Source organism: Streptomyces sp. NPDC045026, from assembly GCF_056432625.1.
In genome coordinates this window covers 53404-70916 of record NZ_JBWKIS010000012.1, presented here as the reverse complement: position 1 = coordinate 70916, position 17513 = coordinate 53404, and the positions used below count along the sequence as shown (strand labels likewise).

General features: G+C 70.1%; 21 protein-coding genes. 13 read left to right on the top strand and 8 right to left on the bottom strand.

Annotated features, from left to right (window positions below; translation table 11 throughout):
* The first annotated feature begins 23 nt into the window (after nucleotides 1-23).
* Nucleotides 24-344 carry a DMT family transporter gene (locus AC07EJ_RS24970; RefSeq protein ID WP_383885484.1) on the top strand — a complete coding sequence of 107 codons (321 nt, stop codon included), beginning with the start codon at nucleotides 24-26 and terminating at the stop codon, nucleotides 342-344.
* Between the two features lie 20 nt (nucleotides 345-364).
* Here the strand turns inward: AC07EJ_RS24970 and AC07EJ_RS24965 are convergent, their stop codons facing one another.
* The gene (locus AC07EJ_RS24965) at nucleotides 365-2629 is read right to left on the bottom strand and encodes a transglycosylase domain-containing protein (RefSeq protein WP_389476992.1); all 2265 of its coding nucleotides are present in this window, start codon (nucleotides 2627-2629) and stop codon (nucleotides 365-367) included.
* A 207-nt stretch (nucleotides 2630-2836) separates the two neighbouring features.
* Between AC07EJ_RS24965 and AC07EJ_RS24960 the strand changes: the two genes are divergently transcribed.
* Genes AC07EJ_RS24960 through AC07EJ_RS24945 form a run of 4 tightly spaced genes read left to right on the top strand, consistent with a single transcriptional unit; the run spans nucleotide 2837 to nucleotide 6302 of the window.
* Nucleotides 2837-3649, top strand: a complete 813-nt coding sequence (locus AC07EJ_RS24960; RefSeq protein WP_389477503.1) for an ABC transporter permease — start codon at nucleotides 2837-2839, stop codon at nucleotides 3647-3649.
* 10 nt (nucleotides 3650-3659) lie between these two features.
* Nucleotides 3660-4460 carry an ABC transporter permease gene (locus AC07EJ_RS24955; RefSeq protein ID WP_389477506.1) on the top strand — a complete coding sequence of 267 codons (801 nt, stop codon included), beginning with the start codon at nucleotides 3660-3662 and terminating at the stop codon, nucleotides 4458-4460.
* 6 nt (nucleotides 4461-4466) lie between these two features.
* On the top strand, nucleotides 4467-5456 hold the full coding sequence (locus AC07EJ_RS24950; protein ID WP_393582169.1) for an ABC transporter ATP-binding protein: 990 nt from the start codon (nucleotides 4467-4469) through the stop codon (nucleotides 5454-5456).
* Nucleotides 5457-5465: 9 nt separating this feature from the next.
* Nucleotides 5466-6302: a DUF1707 SHOCT-like domain-containing protein gene (locus AC07EJ_RS24945; protein WP_478884959.1), complete on the top strand. Its 837-nt coding sequence runs from the start codon at nucleotides 5466-5468 to the stop codon at nucleotides 6300-6302.
* A gap of 78 nt (nucleotides 6303-6380) precedes the next feature.
* On the opposite strand, the gene AC07EJ_RS24940 is transcribed toward AC07EJ_RS24945, so the two are convergent.
* Nucleotides 6381-7703 carry an SGNH/GDSL hydrolase family protein gene (locus tag AC07EJ_RS24940; protein ID WP_478884958.1) on the bottom strand — a complete coding sequence of 441 codons (1323 nt, stop codon included), beginning with the start codon at nucleotides 7701-7703 and terminating at the stop codon, nucleotides 6381-6383.
* A 298-nt stretch (nucleotides 7704-8001) separates the two neighbouring features.
* Here AC07EJ_RS24940 and AC07EJ_RS24935 point away from each other — a divergent pair, with 298 nt between their 5' ends.
* Nucleotides 8002-9330 carry a DUF445 domain-containing protein gene (locus AC07EJ_RS24935; protein WP_393582253.1) on the top strand — a complete coding sequence of 443 codons (1329 nt, stop codon included), beginning with the start codon at nucleotides 8002-8004 and terminating at the stop codon, nucleotides 9328-9330.
* Here AC07EJ_RS24935 and AC07EJ_RS24930 read toward each other — a convergent pair.
* Entirely contained in the window at nucleotides 9260-10630 is a 1371-nt protein-coding gene (locus AC07EJ_RS24930) for an MFS transporter (protein WP_478884957.1), read from the bottom strand. The genes AC07EJ_RS24935 and AC07EJ_RS24930 overlap by 71 nt on opposite strands.
* 71 nt (nucleotides 10631-10701) lie before the next feature.
* On the opposite strand from AC07EJ_RS24930, the gene AC07EJ_RS24925 reads away from it, so the two are divergent.
* The 3 genes from AC07EJ_RS24925 (at nucleotide 10702) to AC07EJ_RS24915 (ending at nucleotide 12687) form a co-directional block, all read left to right on the top strand.
* Nucleotides 10702-11706, top strand: a complete 1005-nt coding sequence (locus AC07EJ_RS24925) for a GlxA family transcriptional regulator (protein WP_478884956.1) — start codon at nucleotides 10702-10704, stop codon at nucleotides 11704-11706.
* Nucleotides 11707-11822: 116 nt separating this feature from the next.
* Nucleotides 11823-12269 (top strand): hypothetical protein, encoded by a 447-nt coding sequence (locus tag AC07EJ_RS24920; protein WP_393582164.1) that lies wholly within the window; start codon nucleotides 11823-11825, stop codon nucleotides 12267-12269.
* Nucleotides 12270-12324: 55 nt separating this feature from the next.
* The gene (locus AC07EJ_RS24915; protein ID WP_393582163.1) at nucleotides 12325-12687 is read left to right on the top strand and encodes a VOC family protein; all 363 of its coding nucleotides are present in this window, start codon (nucleotides 12325-12327) and stop codon (nucleotides 12685-12687) included.
* Nucleotides 12688-12704: 17 nt separating this feature from the next.
* Here the strand turns inward: AC07EJ_RS24915 and AC07EJ_RS24910 are convergent, their stop codons facing one another.
* The 3 genes from AC07EJ_RS24910 to AC07EJ_RS24900 form a co-directional block, all read right to left on the bottom strand.
* A complete protein-coding gene (locus AC07EJ_RS24910; RefSeq protein ID WP_362906170.1) occupies nucleotides 12705-13010 on the bottom strand; it encodes a hypothetical protein in 306 nt (101 codons plus the stop codon).
* A gap of 173 nt (nucleotides 13011-13183) precedes the next feature.
* Nucleotides 13184-13831, bottom strand: a complete 648-nt coding sequence (locus tag AC07EJ_RS24905) for a hypothetical protein (RefSeq protein ID WP_478884955.1) — start codon at nucleotides 13829-13831, stop codon at nucleotides 13184-13186.
* Nucleotides 13828-14082, bottom strand: coding sequence for a helix-turn-helix transcriptional regulator (locus AC07EJ_RS24900; protein ID WP_383900498.1), 255 nt, complete (start codon nucleotides 14080-14082; stop codon nucleotides 13828-13830). The genes AC07EJ_RS24905 and AC07EJ_RS24900 overlap by 4 nt, the downstream gene beginning before the upstream one ends.
* A gap of 442 nt (nucleotides 14083-14524) precedes the next feature.
* Here AC07EJ_RS24900 and AC07EJ_RS24895 point away from each other — a divergent pair, with 442 nt between their 5' ends.
* A complete protein-coding gene (locus tag AC07EJ_RS24895; protein WP_389477010.1) occupies nucleotides 14525-14977 on the top strand; it encodes a nuclear transport factor 2 family protein in 453 nt (150 codons plus the stop codon).
* 104 nt (nucleotides 14978-15081) lie between these two features.
* On the opposite strand, the gene AC07EJ_RS24890 is transcribed toward AC07EJ_RS24895, so the two are convergent.
* Nucleotides 15082-15456, bottom strand: a complete 375-nt coding sequence (locus tag AC07EJ_RS24890; protein WP_389477012.1) for a hypothetical protein — start codon at nucleotides 15454-15456, stop codon at nucleotides 15082-15084.
* Complete coding sequence (locus AC07EJ_RS24885; protein WP_389477014.1) at nucleotides 15453-15764, bottom strand: hypothetical protein; 312 nt, start codon at nucleotides 15762-15764, stop codon at nucleotides 15453-15455. Before AC07EJ_RS24885 ends, AC07EJ_RS24890 begins: the two co-directional genes overlap by 4 nt.
* A gap of 195 nt (nucleotides 15765-15959) precedes the next feature.
* On the opposite strand from AC07EJ_RS24885, the gene AC07EJ_RS24880 reads away from it, so the two are divergent.
* From AC07EJ_RS24880 to AC07EJ_RS24870, 3 genes are all read left to right on the top strand, one after another.
* The gene (locus AC07EJ_RS24880; RefSeq protein ID WP_478884954.1) at nucleotides 15960-16754 is read left to right on the top strand and encodes a helix-turn-helix domain-containing protein; all 795 of its coding nucleotides are present in this window, start codon (nucleotides 15960-15962) and stop codon (nucleotides 16752-16754) included.
* Entirely contained in the window at nucleotides 16747-16968 is a 222-nt protein-coding gene (locus AC07EJ_RS24875) for a DUF397 domain-containing protein (protein WP_478884953.1), read from the top strand. Before AC07EJ_RS24880 ends, AC07EJ_RS24875 begins: the two co-directional genes overlap by 8 nt.
* Nucleotides 16969-17101: 133 nt before the next feature.
* The gene (locus tag AC07EJ_RS24870; protein ID WP_393582159.1) at nucleotides 17102-17512 is read left to right on the top strand and encodes a hypothetical protein; all 411 of its coding nucleotides are present in this window, start codon (nucleotides 17102-17104) and stop codon (nucleotides 17510-17512) included.
* Nucleotide 17513: the final 1 nt, after the last annotated feature.

Here is a 17513-nt window from a genome sequence, read left to right as displayed (position 1 = left end):
TCCAAGTGACGGAGGTGCCTGTCATGGCCTGGGTTCTTATCGTGATCGCCGGATTTCTCGAGGTCGGCTGGTCGATCGGCATGAAGTTCACGGACGGGTTCACCCGGCTGTGGCCGAGTGTGTTCACCGGCGCGGGCATCGTCGCCAGCATGGTGCTGCTCTCCTACGCCGCCAAGAGTCTGCCGATCGGTACGGCCTACGGCGTGTGGGTGGGCATCGGTGCGGCCGGTGCGGCCGTCGTCGGCATGCTGGCGCTCGGGGAGCCGGCGACGGCGGCGCGGATCTTCTTCATCGTGCTGCTGCTCGTGGCGATCGTGGGTCTCAAGGCAACGTCGGGTCACTAGGCCTGGTAGTCGTCAGCCGGTCACTCCCCGGGATAGGAGTCGGCGTCGGAGTCGCGGGCGGGGTCCGAGTCGCCGAACAGTTCGTTCACCGGCCCTGACGGTGGGTTCGGTTCTTCCTGTGACGGAGTCGCGAGCGTGGGCTCCGCCGGTGTGGACGGTGCGGTCGGGGGGCCGGACGACTCCGGTTCGGACGGCGGTTCGCCGGAGGGCTCGCCGGAGGACGGTTCGGTGGACGGTTCGTCGGGTGCGGCCGAGGGGATCTCGGGCTGTTCGGCGCCCGCCTCCAGTTCCAGGTCGAAGTCCTTGGCCGGGCTGCCCATGAGCGCCGCCTTGGTGAACTGGGCCCAGATCTGCGCGGGGAAGCCGCCGCCGTTGATCCGCGGCAGGCCGAGCGCCCCGTACAGCGGGGTGTGGGCGCCGGTGTCGGGGTTCTGGCCCATGACGGCGACGACGGTGGCGAGATCGGGTGTGTAGCCCGCGAACCAGGCCGCCGTGTCCTCCTCGGCGGTGCCGGTCTTGCCGGCGGCGGGCCGGTCCGCGGCGAGGGCGGCGGTGCCGGTGCCGCCCTCGACGACGCTCTGCAGGACGGACGTCGTCGTGTCGGCGGACTCGCGCGTGACGGCGCGCCTGGTGGTCTGCTCGGGCAGGTCGACGCTCTCGCCGTCCTTGGTGACCTCGGCGACGAGCGTGTACGTGGCGCGCCTGCCGTGGTTGGCGAGGGTGGCGTAGGCCTCGGTCATGTCGAGGACGCTGGCCGTGGCCGGGCCGAGCGCGATCGAGGGGGACTCGGTCAGGTCGGGGGTGTCCTTGGGGAGACCGAGGGCGATCGCGGTCTGCTTGACCTTGTCGGAGCCGACGTCGACGGCCATCTGCGCGTAGACCGCGTTGACGGACTTGTCGGTGGCGGCGCGGACGGTGATGGGGCCGTAGTCGACCTTGTCCTCGTTCTCGGGGGCGTAGTAGCCGCCGCTCCAGCCCTGTACGGGGCGGGCGTTGGTGCCGTCGTAGAGGGTGTTCGGGGTGATCGTGCGGCCGTCCTGGGTGGTGGAGGCGTTCTCCACGGCCGAGGTGAGGACGAACGGCTTGAACGTGGAGCCGACCTGGTAGTCGCGGCGCGTGGCGTTGTTGACGTACTGCTTGGTGTAGTCGATGCCGCCGTACATCGCGAGGACCTTGCCGGTCGCGGGGTCGATGGCGGCGCCGCCGGCGCGGACGTTGCGGTCGGCCGGGCGGTTCTCCTTGTCGACCTGGGACATCAGCCGGTCGTCGACGGCCTTGACGAAGGCGTCCTGTTTCTTCTTCTGGAGCGTGGTGGTGATGCGGTAGCCGCCGACGGCCAGGGTGTCCTCGTCGATGACGCCGTTGTCCGTGAGGTAGTCCTTGACGGCCTGGACGAGGTAGCCGCGCTGGCCGGACATCCCGGCGGGGCCCTTGGCGTCGTCGGGCATGGGGAACGTCATCTTCCGGCGGTCGGCCGGGCTGAGCCACTGCTCCTTGACCATGCCGTCGAGGACGTAGTTCCAGCGGGCGACGGCCTGCGACTTGTTCTCCGGGTGGGCGATGACGTCGTACGAGCTGGGGGCGTTGAGGAGGGCGGCGAGGTAGGCGCCCTGAGCGGTGGTCAGGTCCTCGATGTCGACGCCGTAGTAGGCCTGGGCGGCGGCCTGGATGCCGTAGGCGTTGCGGCCGAAGTAGCTGGTGTTGAGGTAGCCCTCGAGGATGTGGTCCTTGCTCTCCTCGCGGTCCAGCTTGATCGAGATGAAGAACTCCTTCACCTTGCGGGTGATGGTCTGTTCCTGGCCCAGGTAGTAGTTCTTCACGTACTGCTGGGTGATCGTCGAGCCGGACTGCTTGCCCTTGCCGGTGACGGTGTTCCAGGCGGCGCGGATCATCGCCTTGGGGTCGATGGCGGACTCGTTGTAGAAGTCGCGGTCCTCGGCGGCGAGTACGGCGTGCTGGACGGTCCCGGGGATCTGGGAGAGGGAGACGTTCTCGCGGTTGATCTCGCCGTCGCGGGCGAGCTGGCTGCCGTCGGCGTACAGGTAGACGTTGCTCTGTGCGGTGGCGGTGGCGTTGGCGGGCGGGATCTTGACGAGGACGTAGCCGAGGGCGAACAGGCCGATGCACAGGAGCAGGAAGCCGAGGATCGTGCCGAGGACCATGCGCCAGGTGGGGATCAGGCGGCGCCAGCCCGTGCGCGGGGGGCGTCTGCGTTTCGCGGGATCCCCGGCCTCTCCGGCGTTCCCGGACTGTGCGGCCTTCGGCTGCTGCGGCTCGTCGCTCATGCCCTGTGGAACTCCTGTTTCCCTCCGTACGTCACGTACGCCTCGTACGGCACTTTTCGCCCTGCCGGACACTCTGACATCGATGGGTGGTGCGGCCGGGGTGTGGCACGCGTCGAGGGGGCCGAAAATGCGTGGCACGGTACACCCCGCTCCCGCTAGGCTCCTGCGCTTTGGTCCGGAACGGAAGACGGGAGGGGGCGCTTGTCCGTGGGAACTTTCCGGCTGTACGCGGCCGTCGCCGCCGGAGGGTTCCGGCGCTTCGCGACGTACCGGTCGGCCACCGCGGCGGGCGTGTTCACGAACACCGTCTTCGGGTTCATCGTGGCGTACACGTACATGGCGCTGTGGGACGAGAGGCCGGGGCTCGGCGGGTACGACCAGGCGCAGGCGCTGACGTACGTGTGGATCGGGCAGGCGCTCGCGCAGGCCCTGTCGATGTTCAACACGGGCTTCGCCGTCGACATGGTGGCGCGAATCCGGGGCGGCGACATCGCCGTGGACCTGTACCGGCCCGTCGACCTCCAACTGTGGTGGCTGGCGGGGGACTTGGGGCGGGCCGTGTTCCAGCTGGCCAGCCGGGGCGTGGTGCCGCTGACGGTGGGCGCGCTCGCCTTTCCGCTCGCGCTGCCGGGCGATCCGGTGGTGTGGCTGGAGTTCCTGGTGGCGGTGGCGCTGGCCGTGGTGGTGAGTTTCGCGATCCGCTATCTGCTCGCGCTGAGCGCGTTCTGGCTGCTCGACGGGTCGGGCGTGCTGCAGTTCGGGGGTCTGGTGGGAATGTTCTTCACGGGGCTGCTGCTGCCGCTGAACGCGATGCCGGGCGCCCTCGGTGACATCGCGCGGGTGCTGCCGTGGGCGTCGCTCCTCCAGATGCCGGCCGACATCCTCCTCGGCGCCCGCTCCGGTGCGGCCGAAGTCCTCTCCGCGTACGCCTTCCAGGCCGGGTGGGCGGTCGTCCTGCTCGCCGCGGGCCGCCTTCTCCAGTCCTCCGCGACACGCAAGGTGGTGCTTCAAGGTGGCTGACACCGGCGGCATGGGGAGCGTACGGGTCTACGGGCTGATCGCCGCGATGTGGATCCGCTCCACCCTGGTCTACCGCACGTCGTTCGCGGCCGCGCTCCTCACCAACTTCCTGGTCACGGCGCTCGATTTCGTCGTGATCTGGATGATGTTCTCGCAGGCGACCTCGATCGGCGGTTACAGCTTCGCGGAGACCGCCTTCCTGTACGGGACCGCGTCCGTCTCCTTCGGGATCACGGCCCTCCTGTTCGGCAGCGTCGACGATCTCGGGCTGCGGGTGCGCGACGGGTCCCTCGACGCGTTCCTGGTGCGCCCCGCCCCCGTGCTCGTCCAGGTCGCCGCGGACCGCTTCGGCCTGCGCCGCCTCGGCCGGTTCCTCCAGGGCGCCCTGGTCCTCGGCTGGTCCCTGGCGGGCCTCGACATCGACTGGACGGCCGCGAAGCTGCTTCTGCTGCCGGTGATGCTGCTGAGCGGGGCGGCGATCTTCGGCGCGGTGTACGTGGCCGGGGCGGCGTTCCAGTTCTGGGCGCAGGACGCGGCCGAGGCGCAGAGCGCGTTCACGTTCGGCGGGCTGACGCTGCTCCAGTACCCGCCGACGGTGTTCGCCAGGGACTTCGTGATCGGCGTGACGTTCGTCGTGCCGCTGGCCTTCGTCAACTGGCTGCCCGCGCTGTACGTGCTCGGCCGCCCCTACCCCCTCGGCCTGCCCTGGTGGCTCGCCTTCACGCCGCCGCTGGTGGCCGCCGCGAGCTGCGCGCTCGCGGGTCTGGCCTGGCGCGCGGGTGTCCGTTCGTACCGCAGCACCGGGAGCTGAAGACGTATGGCTGAGGACTTCATCGAGGTCGACGGCGTGGAGAAGGTCTTCGACGTGCGCAGGAAGACGGGCCTGCTGCGGCGCGAGCGCCATCAGGTGCGGGCCGTCGACTCGCTCACCTTCAGCGTGCCGCGCGGCGAGATGGTCGGCTACATCGGGCCGAACGGCGCGGGCAAGTCCACCACGATCAAGATGCTGACCGGCATCCTCACGCCCAGCGCGGGCCGGCTGCGGGTCGCGGGCATCGAGCCGTCCCGGGAACGGACGCGGCTCGCGCGGCGGATCGGTGTCGTGTTCGGGCAGCGCACAACCCTGTGGTGGGACCTGCCGCTGATCGACTCGTACCGGCTGATGCACCGCATGTACCGCATCCCGGACGCCCGCTACCGGGAGAACCTCGACCGGTGCGTGGAACTCCTCGAACTGGGCGCCCTGTTGGACACTCCGGTGCGGCAGCTCTCCCTCGGTCAGCGCATGCGCGGCGACATCGCGGCGGCTCTGCTGCACGACCCCGAGGTGCTCTACCTCGACGAGCCGACCATCGGGCTCGACGTCGTCTCCAAGGTCAAAGTGCGCGGATTCCTGCGGGAGTTGAACGAGGAGCGCGGCACGACGGTGCTGCTGACCACGCACGACCTGACCGACATCGAGCAGCTCTGCAAGCGCGTCATGGTCATCGACCACGGGCGCCTGATGTACGACGGACAGCTCGACGGCCTGCACCAGGTGGGGGAGAGCGAGCGGACCCTCGTCGTCGACCTGGAACGTGAACTGCCGCCGCTGGACGTGCAGTTCGCCCGGGTGGTGAAGGTGGACGGGCCGCGCCAGTGGCTGGCTTTCCCGGCCGCGCAGTCGGCGGCGCCGCTGGTCGCGCAGATCGCGGCTCAGTATCCGCTGGCTGATCTGTCGGTGCGGGAGCCGGACATCGAGTCCGTGATCGCGCGGATGTACGCCCGGGAGGAACCATCCCTGGGAGGAACGGCCGCACCCTCGTAGGCTGGCCCCATGACGGACGAACGCCCTGAGCGCCCCGAGCCGAACGCCCAGCCCGAGCTGCGGGCCTCCGACGCCGACCGGGACCGGGTCGCGGAGGTCCTGCGCGACGCCCTCGCCGAGGGTCGCCTGGACATGGAGGAGTTCGACGAGCGGCTCGAGGCCGCGTACAAGGCGCGTACGTACGGCGAGTTGGCGCCGCTCACGCGCGATCTGCCGGGGGCGGGCGCGGCGGCGCCGGCGACACCGGTGAGCTTCGTGAAGGAGCCGCGGCCCGAGGGCGCCGTCGACTGGCCGGCCCGGATCGGCGGGGAGGCCTCGTCCACATGGGCGGCCGCGCTCTTCGGCGGGTTCGGCCGCAAGGGGCGCTGGACGGTGGGCGAGAAGTTCACCGCGTTCGCGATGTTCGGCGGCGGCGACATCGATCTGCGGGAGGCGCGGTTCGCGTCCCGCGACGTGGTCATCAACTGCTTCACGATCATGGGCGGGATCCAGGTCAAGGTGCCGCCGGAGCTGGATGTCACGGTCAAGGGCTTCGGCTTCATGGGCGGCGTCGACGACCGGGCTTCGGGCGGGGGCACGCCGGGTTCCCCGCGGGTGATCATCCGGGGGTTCGCCCTGATGGGCGGCGTCGGCGTGGACCGCAAGGTGACGCGTGAGGAACGCCTTCGCCTCAAGGAGGAGCGCCGGCAGGACAAGCTGGAGCGCAGGACCGCGCACCATGAGGCGCTGGAGGGGCACCACGACCGGCACGCCGATCGCCATGAGCTGCGGCACGCGCGGCACGAGGAGCGGCGCGAGCGCCAGTGGGAGCGGGCGGAGGAGCGCCGCGAGAGGCGTGAGCGGTAGCCCGCAGCCGGGGCCCCAGCCGTAGACCGCAGCCGGGGCCCCGGGCCGTAGCCCCCGGCCGTAGCCGCGGGCCGGGCGCTACAGCTCGGCCGGCGTCGACCCCTTCAGCGTCGTCAGGTTGAACGTGTCCGCCATCCTGCGGAAGCCGGAGTCGCTCGGGTGCAGATGGTCGCCGGAGTCGTACCCGGGCTGGAGCTTGCGCGGGTTGTACGGGTCGCGCAGCGCCTTGTCGAAGTCGACGAACTCGTCGAAGACCTTGCCGGACCGGATCTGCGCGTTCACGGACTGGCGCACGCCTTCGAGGCGGGGCTCGTAGCCGCGGTGGCCCTGGAACGGCATGAGCGTCGCGCCGACCACCCGCAGGCCGCGCGTGTGCGCCTGCCGGGTCAGCTCCCGCAGACCCTCGACGATCTTGGCGGGGTCGTTCTGGTGCGGGTTGCGGAGGATGTCGTTGATGCCGAGTGCGATCACGACGGCCTTGACGCCGGACCGGTCGAGGACGTCCCGGTCGAAGCGGGAGAGGCCGCTCGGGTTGTTCGCGGGGCGGCCGAGGCCGTCGGACAGGATGCGGTTTCCGCTGATTCCCTGGTTGACCACGCCGTAGCGGGCCGTGCCGTTCTCGTCGCGCAGCCGGTCGGCGAGGTCGTCCGTCCAGCGGCGGTTGGCGCCCACGGTCGAGGTGACGCCGTCGGTCAGGGAGTCGCCGATCACGACGACGGTGCCGTCCGACTCGTTGCTGAGTACGTCGAGCGCGGTGACGTAGCGCCAGTAGGGGGTCTGCTGGGTGAACGGAGCGCCGGTCACGTCCTCCGCGCGGTCGCCCTGGGCGACGTACGACGTCTGGCGGGCCTGCGGGTGGTAGGTGACCGGGCCCGACGGGGTGGGCGAGTAGCTCGTGACGAGCATGTCCGCGTCGTTCGGGACGTGCAGCCGCACGGCGTCGCTCATGGTCTGGGAGCCGGCCGGGATGACGACCGAGGTGTTGCCGCCGAAGGTGAGGCGGCGCAGGGTGCCCGGCGTGGCGGCCGGGTTGTTGGGCGCGGCCGCGACGGCGACCGAGGCGTGCGTGATGCTGAGCGGCTGCTGCCCGTAGAGGTTGGAGAACGTGATGCGGGCGCTGGTGCCGCCGATGCTGGTGTGCACCACGTTGCGCACGGTGTGGCCCGCGAGGCCGTCGGTCTCCGTGCCGGGCTCGCCGCCCGCGGGGGAGGCCGACCAGCTGCCCGACCAGGTGCCGGTGGAGGCGGGGGCCGCCGAGTTCTGCGGGTGCCGGGGGCCCGCGCTGACGGTGCTGTTCGAGCCGTCGTAGGCGCCGGAGACACCCAGGTATATGGCGGCCGAAATCACGACGACCAGGGCCGCGACCGCGGCCAGCAGGGCATAACCGTGACGCTTGGTCATGCGGGGATGTCTCCTCGGGCAGCGGGAGCCCCGAGGCTCCGGTGTGATGATCCCATGATGCGTCATGGGTCGGGAGGAAGCCGACACTGCCCCCTCCGCCTTTTGAGACGCCGGGAACTTGTCGTCCGTTCCGGGAGTCGGTCAGGTAGGGACAATGTGTGAGAGGGATGACACGGGGGACTGCCGGGTGAGCGGACTTGTGACGGGCGGAGTGAGCTGAGTGGACGAAGTGGAGGACGCGAAGCGCGCGGCGGCCGCGCGCAGCAAGCGGGACTTGGAGGAAACGGGCGAAGCGGGCATGGGTGAGCATGCCCGCGCGGGCGGTTCCTCATTCGGTACGCGGCCGGCCCCCTTCAGCGGAGCGCCCGGCTCCTTCAGCCCCGCCGACATGGAGAAGCAGCGCGGCGTACGGCGGATGAAGACCACCGCCACCGGCCTGCTCCTCCTCGTCGCCGTCATCTACGTGCTCGCCAAATGGGGCCAGAACTCCGGCGCCGGCGCCTGGGCGGGCTATGTCGCCGCGGCCGCCGAAGCGGGCATGGTCGGCGCCCTGGCCGACTGGTTCGCCGTCACCGCCCTCTTCCGCCGCCCCCTCGGCCTGCCCATCCCGCACACCGCGATCATCCCCACCAAGAAGGACCAGCTGGGCGTCTCGCTCGGCGAGTTCGTCGGGGAGAACTTCCTCTCCTCCGACGTCGTACGGCAGCGGCTGCGCGCCGTCGGCATCGGCGGTCGGCTCGGCACCTGGCTGGCCGAACCGGAACACGCCGACCGAGTGACCGCCGAGCTCGCGACCGCCCTGCGCGGAGCCCTCACCGTGCTGCGCGACTCGGACGTCCAGGCCGTCGTCGGCGAGGCCATCACGCGCCGCGCGGACGCCCAGGAGGTCGCGCCCGGCATAGGCAAGATGCTGGAGAAGGTCGTCGCCGACGGCGGCCACAAGCGCGTCGTCGACCTGATCTGCGCACGCGCCCACGACTGGCTGGTGGAGCACGGGGACTCCGTGATGGACGCGGTGCAGGGCGGTGCCCCCGGCTGGACCCCGCGCTTCGTCGACAAGAAGATCGGCGACCGCGTCTACAAGGAGCTGCTGCGCTTCGTCACCGAGATGAGGGACATGCCGGAGCACCCGGCCCGCGGCGCCCTCGACCGCTTCCTCGGCGACTTCGCCGCCGACCTCCAGTCCGACACGGACACGCGGGCGCGCGTCGAGCGCCTGAAGTCCGAGGTCATCGCCCGGCCCGAGGTCCAGGACCTGATCGCCTCCGCCTGGTCCGCGGTGCGCTCCATGATCGTCGCGGCGGCGGAGGACGAGCGCAGCGAGTTGCGGCTGCGCGTACGGGCCTCGCTGCTCTCCCTCGGCGCCCGGATGGCGACCGACGCGCGCCTCCAGGACAAGGTCGACGGCTGGGTCGAGGGCGCGGCCACGTACGTCGTGACGACGTACCGCAAGGAGATCACCTCCCTCATCACGGACACCGTCGCGGGCTGGGACGCCGAGCACACCTCGAAGAAGATCGAGGCGCACATCGGCCGTGACCTGCAGTTCATCCGGATCAACGGCACGGTGGTGGGCTCGCTGGCAGGGCTCGCGATCTACGCGGTGTCGCGGGCGCTGGGCGCGTGACGCGCGGCTCTTGCGGCGTGACGGGCAGCCCTTGTGGCGTGACGCGCGGCCCTGGCGGCCTCCGCACGGTCAGCGTCAGGAGCGCCGCCCCCGCGCACAGCGCGCCCGCGCCCACCCACACCGGGTCGTACGAGCCGAACGCGTCCCGGGCCACCCCGCCCGCGAACGCCACGGCCCCCGCACCGACCTGGTGCGCGGCGCTCACCCAGCCGAACACGATCGGGGCGTCCGCGCCGTAGTGCGCGCGGCACAGCGCGATCGTCGGCGGCACGGTCGCCACGTCGAGCAGCCCGAAGACGACGGTGAACGCGACGAGCGGCGCGTCCACCGCCGACGTCAGGAGCAGCGGCAGCGCAAGGAGAGTGAGGCCGCGCAGGGCGTAGTACGTGGCGAGCAGGCGGCGCGGATCGGCACGGTCCGTCAGCCATCCGGACCCCACCGTCCCCGCCACGTTGAAGATCCCTATGAGGGACAGCAGCGACGCGGCGACGGTGACCGGCATCCCGTGGTCGTGGGCGGCGGGCGCGAAGTGCGTCCACATCACCCCGTTCGTCGAGGCGCCGCAGACGGCGAAGGTCCCGGCGAGCAGCCAGAACGGCCCGGTGCGGGCGGCGCGGACGAGGGTGCGCAGGGCGCGCCGGGCGGAGGCCTCGGTACGGCCGGTGGGGCGAGGGGTGTCTTCGGTACGGCCCAGGGCCTGCCCCTTCTGCGGCTCGCGCACCGCGGCCCACACCACGGGCAGTGCGCAGGCGGCGGCGCACGCGAGAGCGGTGGCGGCGGCCCGCCACGAGTACGCGTCGATCACCCACGACAGCACGGGCAGGAACACGAACTGCCCCACCACGCTCGCCGCCGTGAGCAGCCCGGTGACGAGCCCGCGCCGCGCGACGAACCACCGCTCGGTGACGGTCGCCGCGAAGGTCGTGGCGGTCGCCCCCGTCCCCAGGCCCACCAGCACCCCCCAGTACAGGACGAACTGCCAGGGCGCGGTCATCGTCGTCGCGAGCCCGGCCCCGGCCCCGACGAGGCACAGGGCGCCGACGGCGACGCGCCGCATCCCGAGCCGGTCCATGAGCGCCGCCGCGAAGGGGGCACTGGCCCCGTACACGACCATGTTCACGAGCGAGCCGAGCCCGACGGACGCCCGTGACCAGCCGAGATCCGCGTGCAGCGGCCCGACGAGCAGACCGGCGAGCGTGCTGAACGCCCCGGCCGTGACGATGGCGAGTGCGGCGCCGGCGGCGACGGTCCAGGGCGACCCGGGCTTCCGGGGATGCGGCCGGGGGCGGGAGTTCTTCATGACTTCACCCTGTGACGGAGGCACCCGTCGCCACGACTGGCCAGATGGCCATGAGGTGAAAGAATCTGGCCATGAATCCCGTAAGGCCCGCGACGCCGGCGCACAACGGTCGTCGGACCGTCGCCGTCCTCGTCCGGGACGGCGTCCTGCCCATGGAACTCGGCCTGGTCCACCAGCTGTTCGGCACGGCGAGATCGGCGTCGGGCGAGCGGCTCTACGACGTCGTCACCTGCGCGCCACGCCCCGGCAGGATCCGTACGGACGCGGACTTCCCGATCTACGCGGAGCACGGTCTGGCGACCGTGGCGGCCGCGGACACCGTGCTCGTACCAGCGTCGCACGAGACGGACGAGGCATTGCAACCCGGCGCGCTGGACGGCGGGTTGGACGGTGATCTGACGGCGGCTCTGCGCACGTCACCGGCCCGCATCGCCTCCATCTGCACCGGCTCCTTCGTCCTCGCCGCGGCGGGACTCCTGGACGGCCGGCGCGCGACGACGCACTGGATGTCGTCGGACCTCTTCGCGCGCACGTTCCCGGCGGTCAAGGTCGACGCGGATGTCCTCTACGTAGACGAGGGAAGGGTGTTGACCTCCGCCGGCGAGGCGGCCGGCATCGACCTGTGCCTCCACATGATCCGCCGCGACCACGGCGCGGCGGTCGCGGCGGAGGTGGCCCGCCGCACGGTGGTGCCGCCGCACCGGGAGGGCGGGCAGGCGCAGTACATCCAACGCCCTGTGGAATCAGAGGGGTTGACGTCCACGTCGGCGTCGCGCGCGTGGGCCCTGACCCGTCTCGCCGAGCCCCTCACCCTCGCCGAACTGGCCGCGCACGACGCGGTGTCCGTCCGCACCTACAGCCGCCGCTTCCGCGAGGAGACCGGCCTCACCCCGATCCAGTGGCTGACCCAGCGCCGGGTGGACCGCGCGCGCGAACTCCTGGAACAGACCGACCACACCGTCGACCGCATCGCGGCGGAGGCGGGCTTCGGCACTGGCGCGTCGCTCAGAGCGCACTTCCAGGCGGGGCTCGGGGTGTCGCCGGGGGCGTACAGGGTGACATTCAGAGGGAGGTGAGGGGGGGAAGATGGGAGGTGAGAGGGAGGAAGCGAGGGAGCCGTCCGGCGAGCGGGTACGGACATGAGTATGCGTACTCTGTCGCCCACCGCGGCCCGTCCCGGAACCTCGTATCCATGACAGCCGGAACCGCAGCAGCACGTCTCCTGAAGCCTCTGCCCCGCAGCTCGTGGCCGGAACGCTGGCTGACCCGTCTGCTCCTCGCGGGCCTGTCCGCGGCGGCGTACGTCCTGTGCATGCCGTGGGACCTGCGCAACCGCCCGCAGACCCCCGGCTCGATCAACGAGACCACCCCGGTGACGAACCTGGGCGTCACGATCCTCGCCGTCGCACTCCTGGCCCTCGGCGCGTACGCCGGGCGCCGCGACCGCCTCCCCCTCGCGGTCCTGCTGGTGGCGGCCCCGCCGATCGCGCTCCTCTACGCGTCCTTCGCGTCCCACCCCGACCAGGGAGGCATCTTCCCGTGGCAGCTGGTGTGGTGGTTCTTCTCGATCGTGATGGCGGGGGCGGTGCTCATCGCGGCGGCGGTGGGACGCACGTTCCGCGAGGATGACGACCGATAGTCCGCGTACCGCCCCGACGCACCGTCCCGACACGACCCCACCCCCGGGAGACCCGATGACCATCCGCAGGATCGTCCCGAACCTCACGACGAAGTCGCCGGAGTCGATGGCCGAGAACAGCGGCTTCTACGGCCTGCTCGGCTTCGAGGAGGTCATGAACATGGGCTGGGTGACAACCCTGGCGTCCCCGTCCAACCCGACGGCCCAGGTCAGTTTCCTCACCCACGACGCGACCGCGCCCGTAATCCCGGACCTCAGCGTGGAGGTCGAGGACGTGGACGCGGTCTACGAGCAGGTACGGGCATCCGGCGCGGAGATCGTCCACGACCTCCGCGACGAGGAGTGGGGGGTACGCCGCTTCTTCGTACGGGACCCGGAGGGGCGAGTGGTGAACGTGCTGGGGCACCGGGGCGCGTAGCCCCTTAGGGGTCCGGCCTACGCGGCGTGGCGGTCGGCGAGAGCCCAGGACGCGGCGGCGACGCCCCCGGCGACCGTGAACACGGCGGGCCAGGCGCCGAGCTTCTTGGCGAGCGGGTGCGACCCGGCGAAGGCGGCGACGTAGGCACCTCCGAGCACGGCGGCGACCCTGCCCCCGGCGGCCTGCCGCCACTGAGCCCCGGCCGCGACGCCGGCGGCGGCCAGCACGACGCCGCCGAGCTGCCGCTTCTTGGTGAACCGGGCCACGGCGTACCCGCCGACAATCCCGCTCGCGGCCACTGCTGCCGCCGGTACCTTCGCCATCACTGCCTCGCTTCTCGGTCATGTGCGGCCCGGGGTGGACGCGGACCGATTCGAGGCTAACGCGCGGGATTGCGGCGCTTGCGGGCAGGTGGGTCCAGGTGGTCCAGGTGGGTCCTCCTGGTGGGGAGGACGCGGACGAGAAGAACCGCCTCTACGCCATGGACCTGGCGATGCTAGGCCGCGGTCTCGTTGCAGGCGGGTTCGCCGTCTCCGTCGCCGAACTCGTCATCGTCCGCGGGCGGGTCGAGTATCTGCCAGGTCGCTACGACGAGCGGCAAGAGGACGTGGGTCACCAGCAGGGCGAAGAGGATGAGGAAGAGCGCGGCGCCCGGGATCTGCGAGTCCCGGCCGTCCCTGTCGGCGAACATGGTCACGGCCGCGACGAGGACCATCAGCACGGTCGTGCATCGGTGCGCGGTCGAGAACGCGCGGAGCCGGCCGGCCAGTTCCCGTTCGTCGAGTTCGTGCTCTCGCCTGGAGATCATTCCGCGGGTGGTCGCGATGAGCCGGCCGGCCAGCGGGAAGCCCGCCACCAGCATGACGCCGAGGATCACGAAGTTGACGATCATCGCTGTGTCGCTCGGGGCCAGGGTCCATGAAACGGCGGCGTCCACCCAGAGCAGCCCCAGGCAGGAGCCCCCCGCAACCGCCAATGCGCGGCGTGAGCGGCGGCTGGCGTAGCGGGCGGACACGCGCTCCAGTTCCGAGTCCAAGACACACTGGCGCTCTGCGCGCTTGAGCTGCGATTTCGCCCGCCGCTCGCTCCGCCAGGAGCGACGGGCGGGGGCGTGGTCGTTCGCCGACTGTTCTTCGTTCGTCATGAAGTGCTTCCGATCCGGGGGAAGGGCTTGAGGGAGAAGACCACTTCGACCGGGACCTCGAAGTATGCGGCGATGCGCAGAGCCAGGTGAAGGCTGGGACTGTACTCACCGCGCTCGAGATAGCCGATGGTCTGGTAGTGGACGCCCAGGGCGGTGGCCAAGTCGCGGCGCGAGATACCGCGCTCGGCCCGCAGCATCGGGATCCGGTTGTAGGCGTTCCCTTCGTCCTTGTCCTGTTTGCCGGCGGGCATCAGGCGTCACCCAAGGCGGCCGGGTGTCGCGCGACCGTGTCATCCATGTGCTTCTCCTTGTATATGAAGCTTGATGTCTCATCCTATCTCTAGGGTCATCGGTAGTAGTTCTACTACAGAAAATTGTAGGTTCGCAACCGCGGTGCCATGACGGGATTGACCGGTGTGGTGCGCGGAGAAGCGCTATGAGCAGGCGTCACGGCGGGTGTGGCCGCTGTGCAGCCGCCGCGCCGACACGGCGATGGGTGGCACCTGGAAGCTGGTTTCGCCAGCCAGGGCGGGGAGTCTGCGTTCTCGCAGGCGAGTGCACTACTGGGCGGGCGCACGCAGCTATGTCGCTGAGTGCGCTCTGCCCCAACGCCTCGGCAACACAAGGGCGTTGAAAGTCGTCCAGGCCCAGTAGTGATTGGAGGCGGACAACCAGAGTGCTACGTTCGCCGCCATGCCGAAGGCCACCGAAACCGCCAAGTCCGCCATGACCGCCAAGACCGCCATGACGGCCAAGGTCGAGATAGATGAGATCACGGCCGAATTCTTCGGCGCGTTCGACAACAGGGGCGGCGGTGAGGCGGACGTAGACCGGATCCGCCGGCTGACGCTCCCGGGCGCGCTGATCGTGAGCACCGGCCCGGCTACCACGGCCTACACGGTGGACGAGTTCATCGAGCCGCGCCGAAAGCTCCTGTCGGACGGCCGACTGGTGGAGTTCTCCGAGTGGGAAACCTCCGAACGGACCGAGATCGCGGGGGACATCGCAGCGCGCTTCGGCGAGTACCGCAAGTCCGGCATCATGAACGGCGAACCGTTCGAGGGCGGCGGCACGAAGTCCATCCAGTTCGTCCGCACGGCGGAGGGCTGGCGAATCGCGTCGTTCACTTGGTACGACCGGCCTTGACGGCCGTTGCGCGCGGAACGGGGCGTCAGCTGGTCGCCGATCGAGACATGCGGATGCAGGGCCCGATCGACGAACTGCTCAGTCCAGCGACACGATCGGCCACGCTAGTCCGTCTGTAGTTCAGTACCGGATGGCTCGTCGTCATCGGCATCGCTGTCTGGCGCGGCGAGGCGGGCGCCCCTGCTACAGGCGATGCGGTGCACGTCACGCAACGCCTCAGCCAACCGGGCAGCCAGGAAGCGTAGTTGGGGCGCGGTGGTCTTGCTGTCGCAGCCACCGTCGCAGAGCAGGTCGGCGGCATGGTTCAGGAGTTCTTCGGCCATGCCGAGCTGAACGGACTCGACGGTGTCGGCTACGCGGGAGAGGTAGCTGCTGCCTGTGCCGTCGCTGAGGAGGTAGCAGGGATTGCCGTCGATGTTGGACCAGGGGAGAAGGCGGGGTCGGCTGACGGTTGTGGCGTCGTGGCTCTGGTAGTTCACGCTGCCACCTCAACGCCGTGGATGCGGCGCGGGCCGATGTCCACTCCGTGCACGGCGAGCCAAAGGGCGCGGCGCCGGGCGCGTTGCCGCTTCGCCTGCTCGCGTTGCTCGTGGGCGAGGAGGTAGGGGCGGACGAGTCGCGAGTCTTCACCGCGGAGGAGCATCGCGTGTGAGGAGGGGCGGCGAGGCGGGGTGAGGGCTGCGGGCGCGGGGCTCGGCGGCGCCCCCGCGTGCTGCCGGTGCCGCCCGGAGGCGGGCCACGCAAGCCGCAGCAGCACCTCGATGAGGCGGGCGACAGGGTTCAACACGTCATCAATTCCTCTGAAGTTGGTGGCCATGCCCCGGGCCGTTTCGAGGACGGGCGCGGGGGTCTTCCGTGCCTGATGGCAGGTCGACCTGCATGGACATCGCTGTGTAGCGATCCACCTACAGAGTGAGATGGGTCGAGTTAGTCTCGCCAGGGGGTCAGAGGTGACAAAGCATCTGTCGCACGGGAGTTGACCATGAGCAACACCTATAGGGAATGGTTGAAGGCGCAGCGTGAGGCGGCGGGCGTAACGCAACAGGAGCTGGCCACGGCGGCAGTCATGACGCGTTCGCACATCTCGCACATCGAGGCGGGGCGAAGGTTGCCGTCGAAGGCGGACGCGCGGAGGCTGGACAAGGCCCTGAACACCGGGAATGTGTTGAGCAGCTTCCTTCCTGACAGCGACGGGGCGGTGGCCGAGCACTTCGAGTCAGCCCATGCGCTCGAACAACAGGCGGTTGAGTTAAGGGAGTTCGCGCTCTCCTTCGTCCCCGGCATCCTCCAGACGGAAAGGTATGCCCGTGCGGTTTTGAGTCCTTCCTACCCTCCCGTGAGGGGAAAGGAATGTGACAGGCTCGTTGTCACACGGCTCGAGCGAGCGAAGATCCTTGAGGATCCGGTATCGCCCGTAGTGTGGGCTCTCTTGGACGAGGCCGTGCTGGGCCGACCTATTGGCGGCCCCGACGTCATGGCCGAGCAGATAATGCACATCGTCAGGCTGGCCGAGTCGGGACGCATCCGCGTGCATGTACTGCCGCGTTCCTTGGGGTTCCACCCGTTGCTGGAGAGCATGCTGACGCTGATGTGGTTCGACGATCAGCCGCCGGTGGCATACAGCGAGGGGGTACGGATGGGGAAGGTGCATGACTCCCCGGCCATGGTTCAGGAGCTGCAAGGTCGTTACGATCTTGCGCTGAGCGACGCACTGCCGCTCAAGGAGTCTCTGGCCCTGCTACGGGCGACGGCAAAGGACTACGGACATCATGACTGAACCGATCATCTGGAACGCTGCCGGACTGAACGGCTGGCGGAAGTCGTCCTACAGCGGCAGCGAGGGCGGCAGCTGCCTGGAAGTCCTGGACCACCACCCCGCAGGCATCCCCGTCCGCGACTCCAAGACCCCGAACGGGCCCGCTCTGGTCTTCCCTTCGACTGGCTGGTCCTCGTTCATCACAGCGATCAAGGCCGGAAACCTCCACTCCTGACCTCTCGCGCCGGATCGGGCTTATTGTCTGGACTGGTGGCGAGCGGTAGCCGACTGTGCAGACAGGTGCGGTTGCGCTTCAGGTCTCGGAGCTCGCGGCGAACGCACTGCTGCACAGCCTCCACCTCTTTCAAGTGGCACTGACCCTGGCTAACAGCATGTTGAGGATCTCACTGTTCGGCCCCAGGGGAGAGCTGCTGGTGGATGCGTTCGCCGACCTTGGGGCGTCGTGCCGCGCGCGGGGTATGTCGCACTCGAAGATCACGTGGTGCGAACTGGCCACTGGTCTGTCCGCTCCGAACGGCCATGCCGGTGGACGGAGAGTGACCAGGGCGGAGTCACTCGTCACCCTTTTCGGCGAGGTCGGCGCACCGAGAGAAGCCCGGCACACACACCTGAGCATCGCCCTCGCGGAAGAGTCCGCGATCGACGTGATCACGGACCTCTCCACTGGCTACGAGCCCACGGCCGCGACCCGGACGAGGCATTGGATTGGGGCGAAGGGGCACTTCGAGGCCGAGGTGCGCGCGAGGGAATCCGGCTGAT

What these genes read in the sequence shown, in the direction of transcription:
- AC07EJ_RS24895 (WP_389477010.1), top strand. Translation starts at nt 14,525, where the DNA reads ATGCCGAAGGCCACCGAAACCGCCAAGTCCGCCATGACCGCCAAGACC.
- AC07EJ_RS24965 (WP_389476992.1), bottom strand. Translation starts at nt 2,629, where the DNA reads ATGAGCGACGAGCCGCAGCAGCCGAAGGCCGCACAGTCCGGGAACGCC.
- AC07EJ_RS24920 (WP_393582164.1), top strand. Translation starts at nt 11,823, where the DNA reads ATGACAGCCGGAACCGCAGCAGCACGTCTCCTGAAGCCTCTGCCCCGC.
- AC07EJ_RS24905 (WP_478884955.1), bottom strand. Translation starts at nt 13,831, where the DNA reads ATGACGAACGAAGAACAGTCGGCGAACGACCACGCCCCCGCCCGTCGC.
- AC07EJ_RS24940 (WP_478884958.1), bottom strand. Translation starts at nt 7,703, where the DNA reads ATGACCAAGCGTCACGGTTATGCCCTGCTGGCCGCGGTCGCGGCCCTG.
- AC07EJ_RS24935 (WP_393582253.1), top strand. Translation starts at nt 8,002, where the DNA reads ATGGGTGAGCATGCCCGCGCGGGCGGTTCCTCATTCGGTACGCGGCCG.
- AC07EJ_RS24875 (WP_478884953.1), top strand. Translation starts at nt 16,747, where the DNA reads ATGACTGAACCGATCATCTGGAACGCTGCCGGACTGAACGGCTGGCGG.
- AC07EJ_RS24880 (WP_478884954.1), top strand. Translation starts at nt 15,960, where the DNA reads ATGAGCAACACCTATAGGGAATGGTTGAAGGCGCAGCGTGAGGCGGCG.
- AC07EJ_RS24950 (WP_393582169.1), top strand. Translation starts at nt 4,467, where the DNA reads ATGGCTGAGGACTTCATCGAGGTCGACGGCGTGGAGAAGGTCTTCGAC.
- AC07EJ_RS24970 (WP_383885484.1), top strand. Translation starts at nt 24, where the DNA reads ATGGCCTGGGTTCTTATCGTGATCGCCGGATTTCTCGAGGTCGGCTGG.
- AC07EJ_RS24945 (WP_478884959.1), top strand. Translation starts at nt 5,466, where the DNA reads ATGACGGACGAACGCCCTGAGCGCCCCGAGCCGAACGCCCAGCCCGAG.
- AC07EJ_RS24910 (WP_362906170.1), bottom strand. Translation starts at nt 13,010, where the DNA reads ATGGCGAAGGTACCGGCGGCAGCAGTGGCCGCGAGCGGGATTGTCGGC.
- AC07EJ_RS24930 (WP_478884957.1), bottom strand. Translation starts at nt 10,630, where the DNA reads ATGAAGAACTCCCGCCCCCGGCCGCATCCCCGGAAGCCCGGGTCGCCC.
- AC07EJ_RS24925 (WP_478884956.1), top strand. Translation starts at nt 10,702, where the DNA reads ATGAATCCCGTAAGGCCCGCGACGCCGGCGCACAACGGTCGTCGGACC.
- AC07EJ_RS24955 (WP_389477506.1), top strand. Translation starts at nt 3,660, where the DNA reads ATGGGGAGCGTACGGGTCTACGGGCTGATCGCCGCGATGTGGATCCGC.
- AC07EJ_RS24900 (WP_383900498.1), bottom strand. Translation starts at nt 14,082, where the DNA reads ATGCCCGCCGGCAAACAGGACAAGGACGAAGGGAACGCCTACAACCGG.
- AC07EJ_RS24915 (WP_393582163.1), top strand. Translation starts at nt 12,325, where the DNA reads ATGACCATCCGCAGGATCGTCCCGAACCTCACGACGAAGTCGCCGGAG.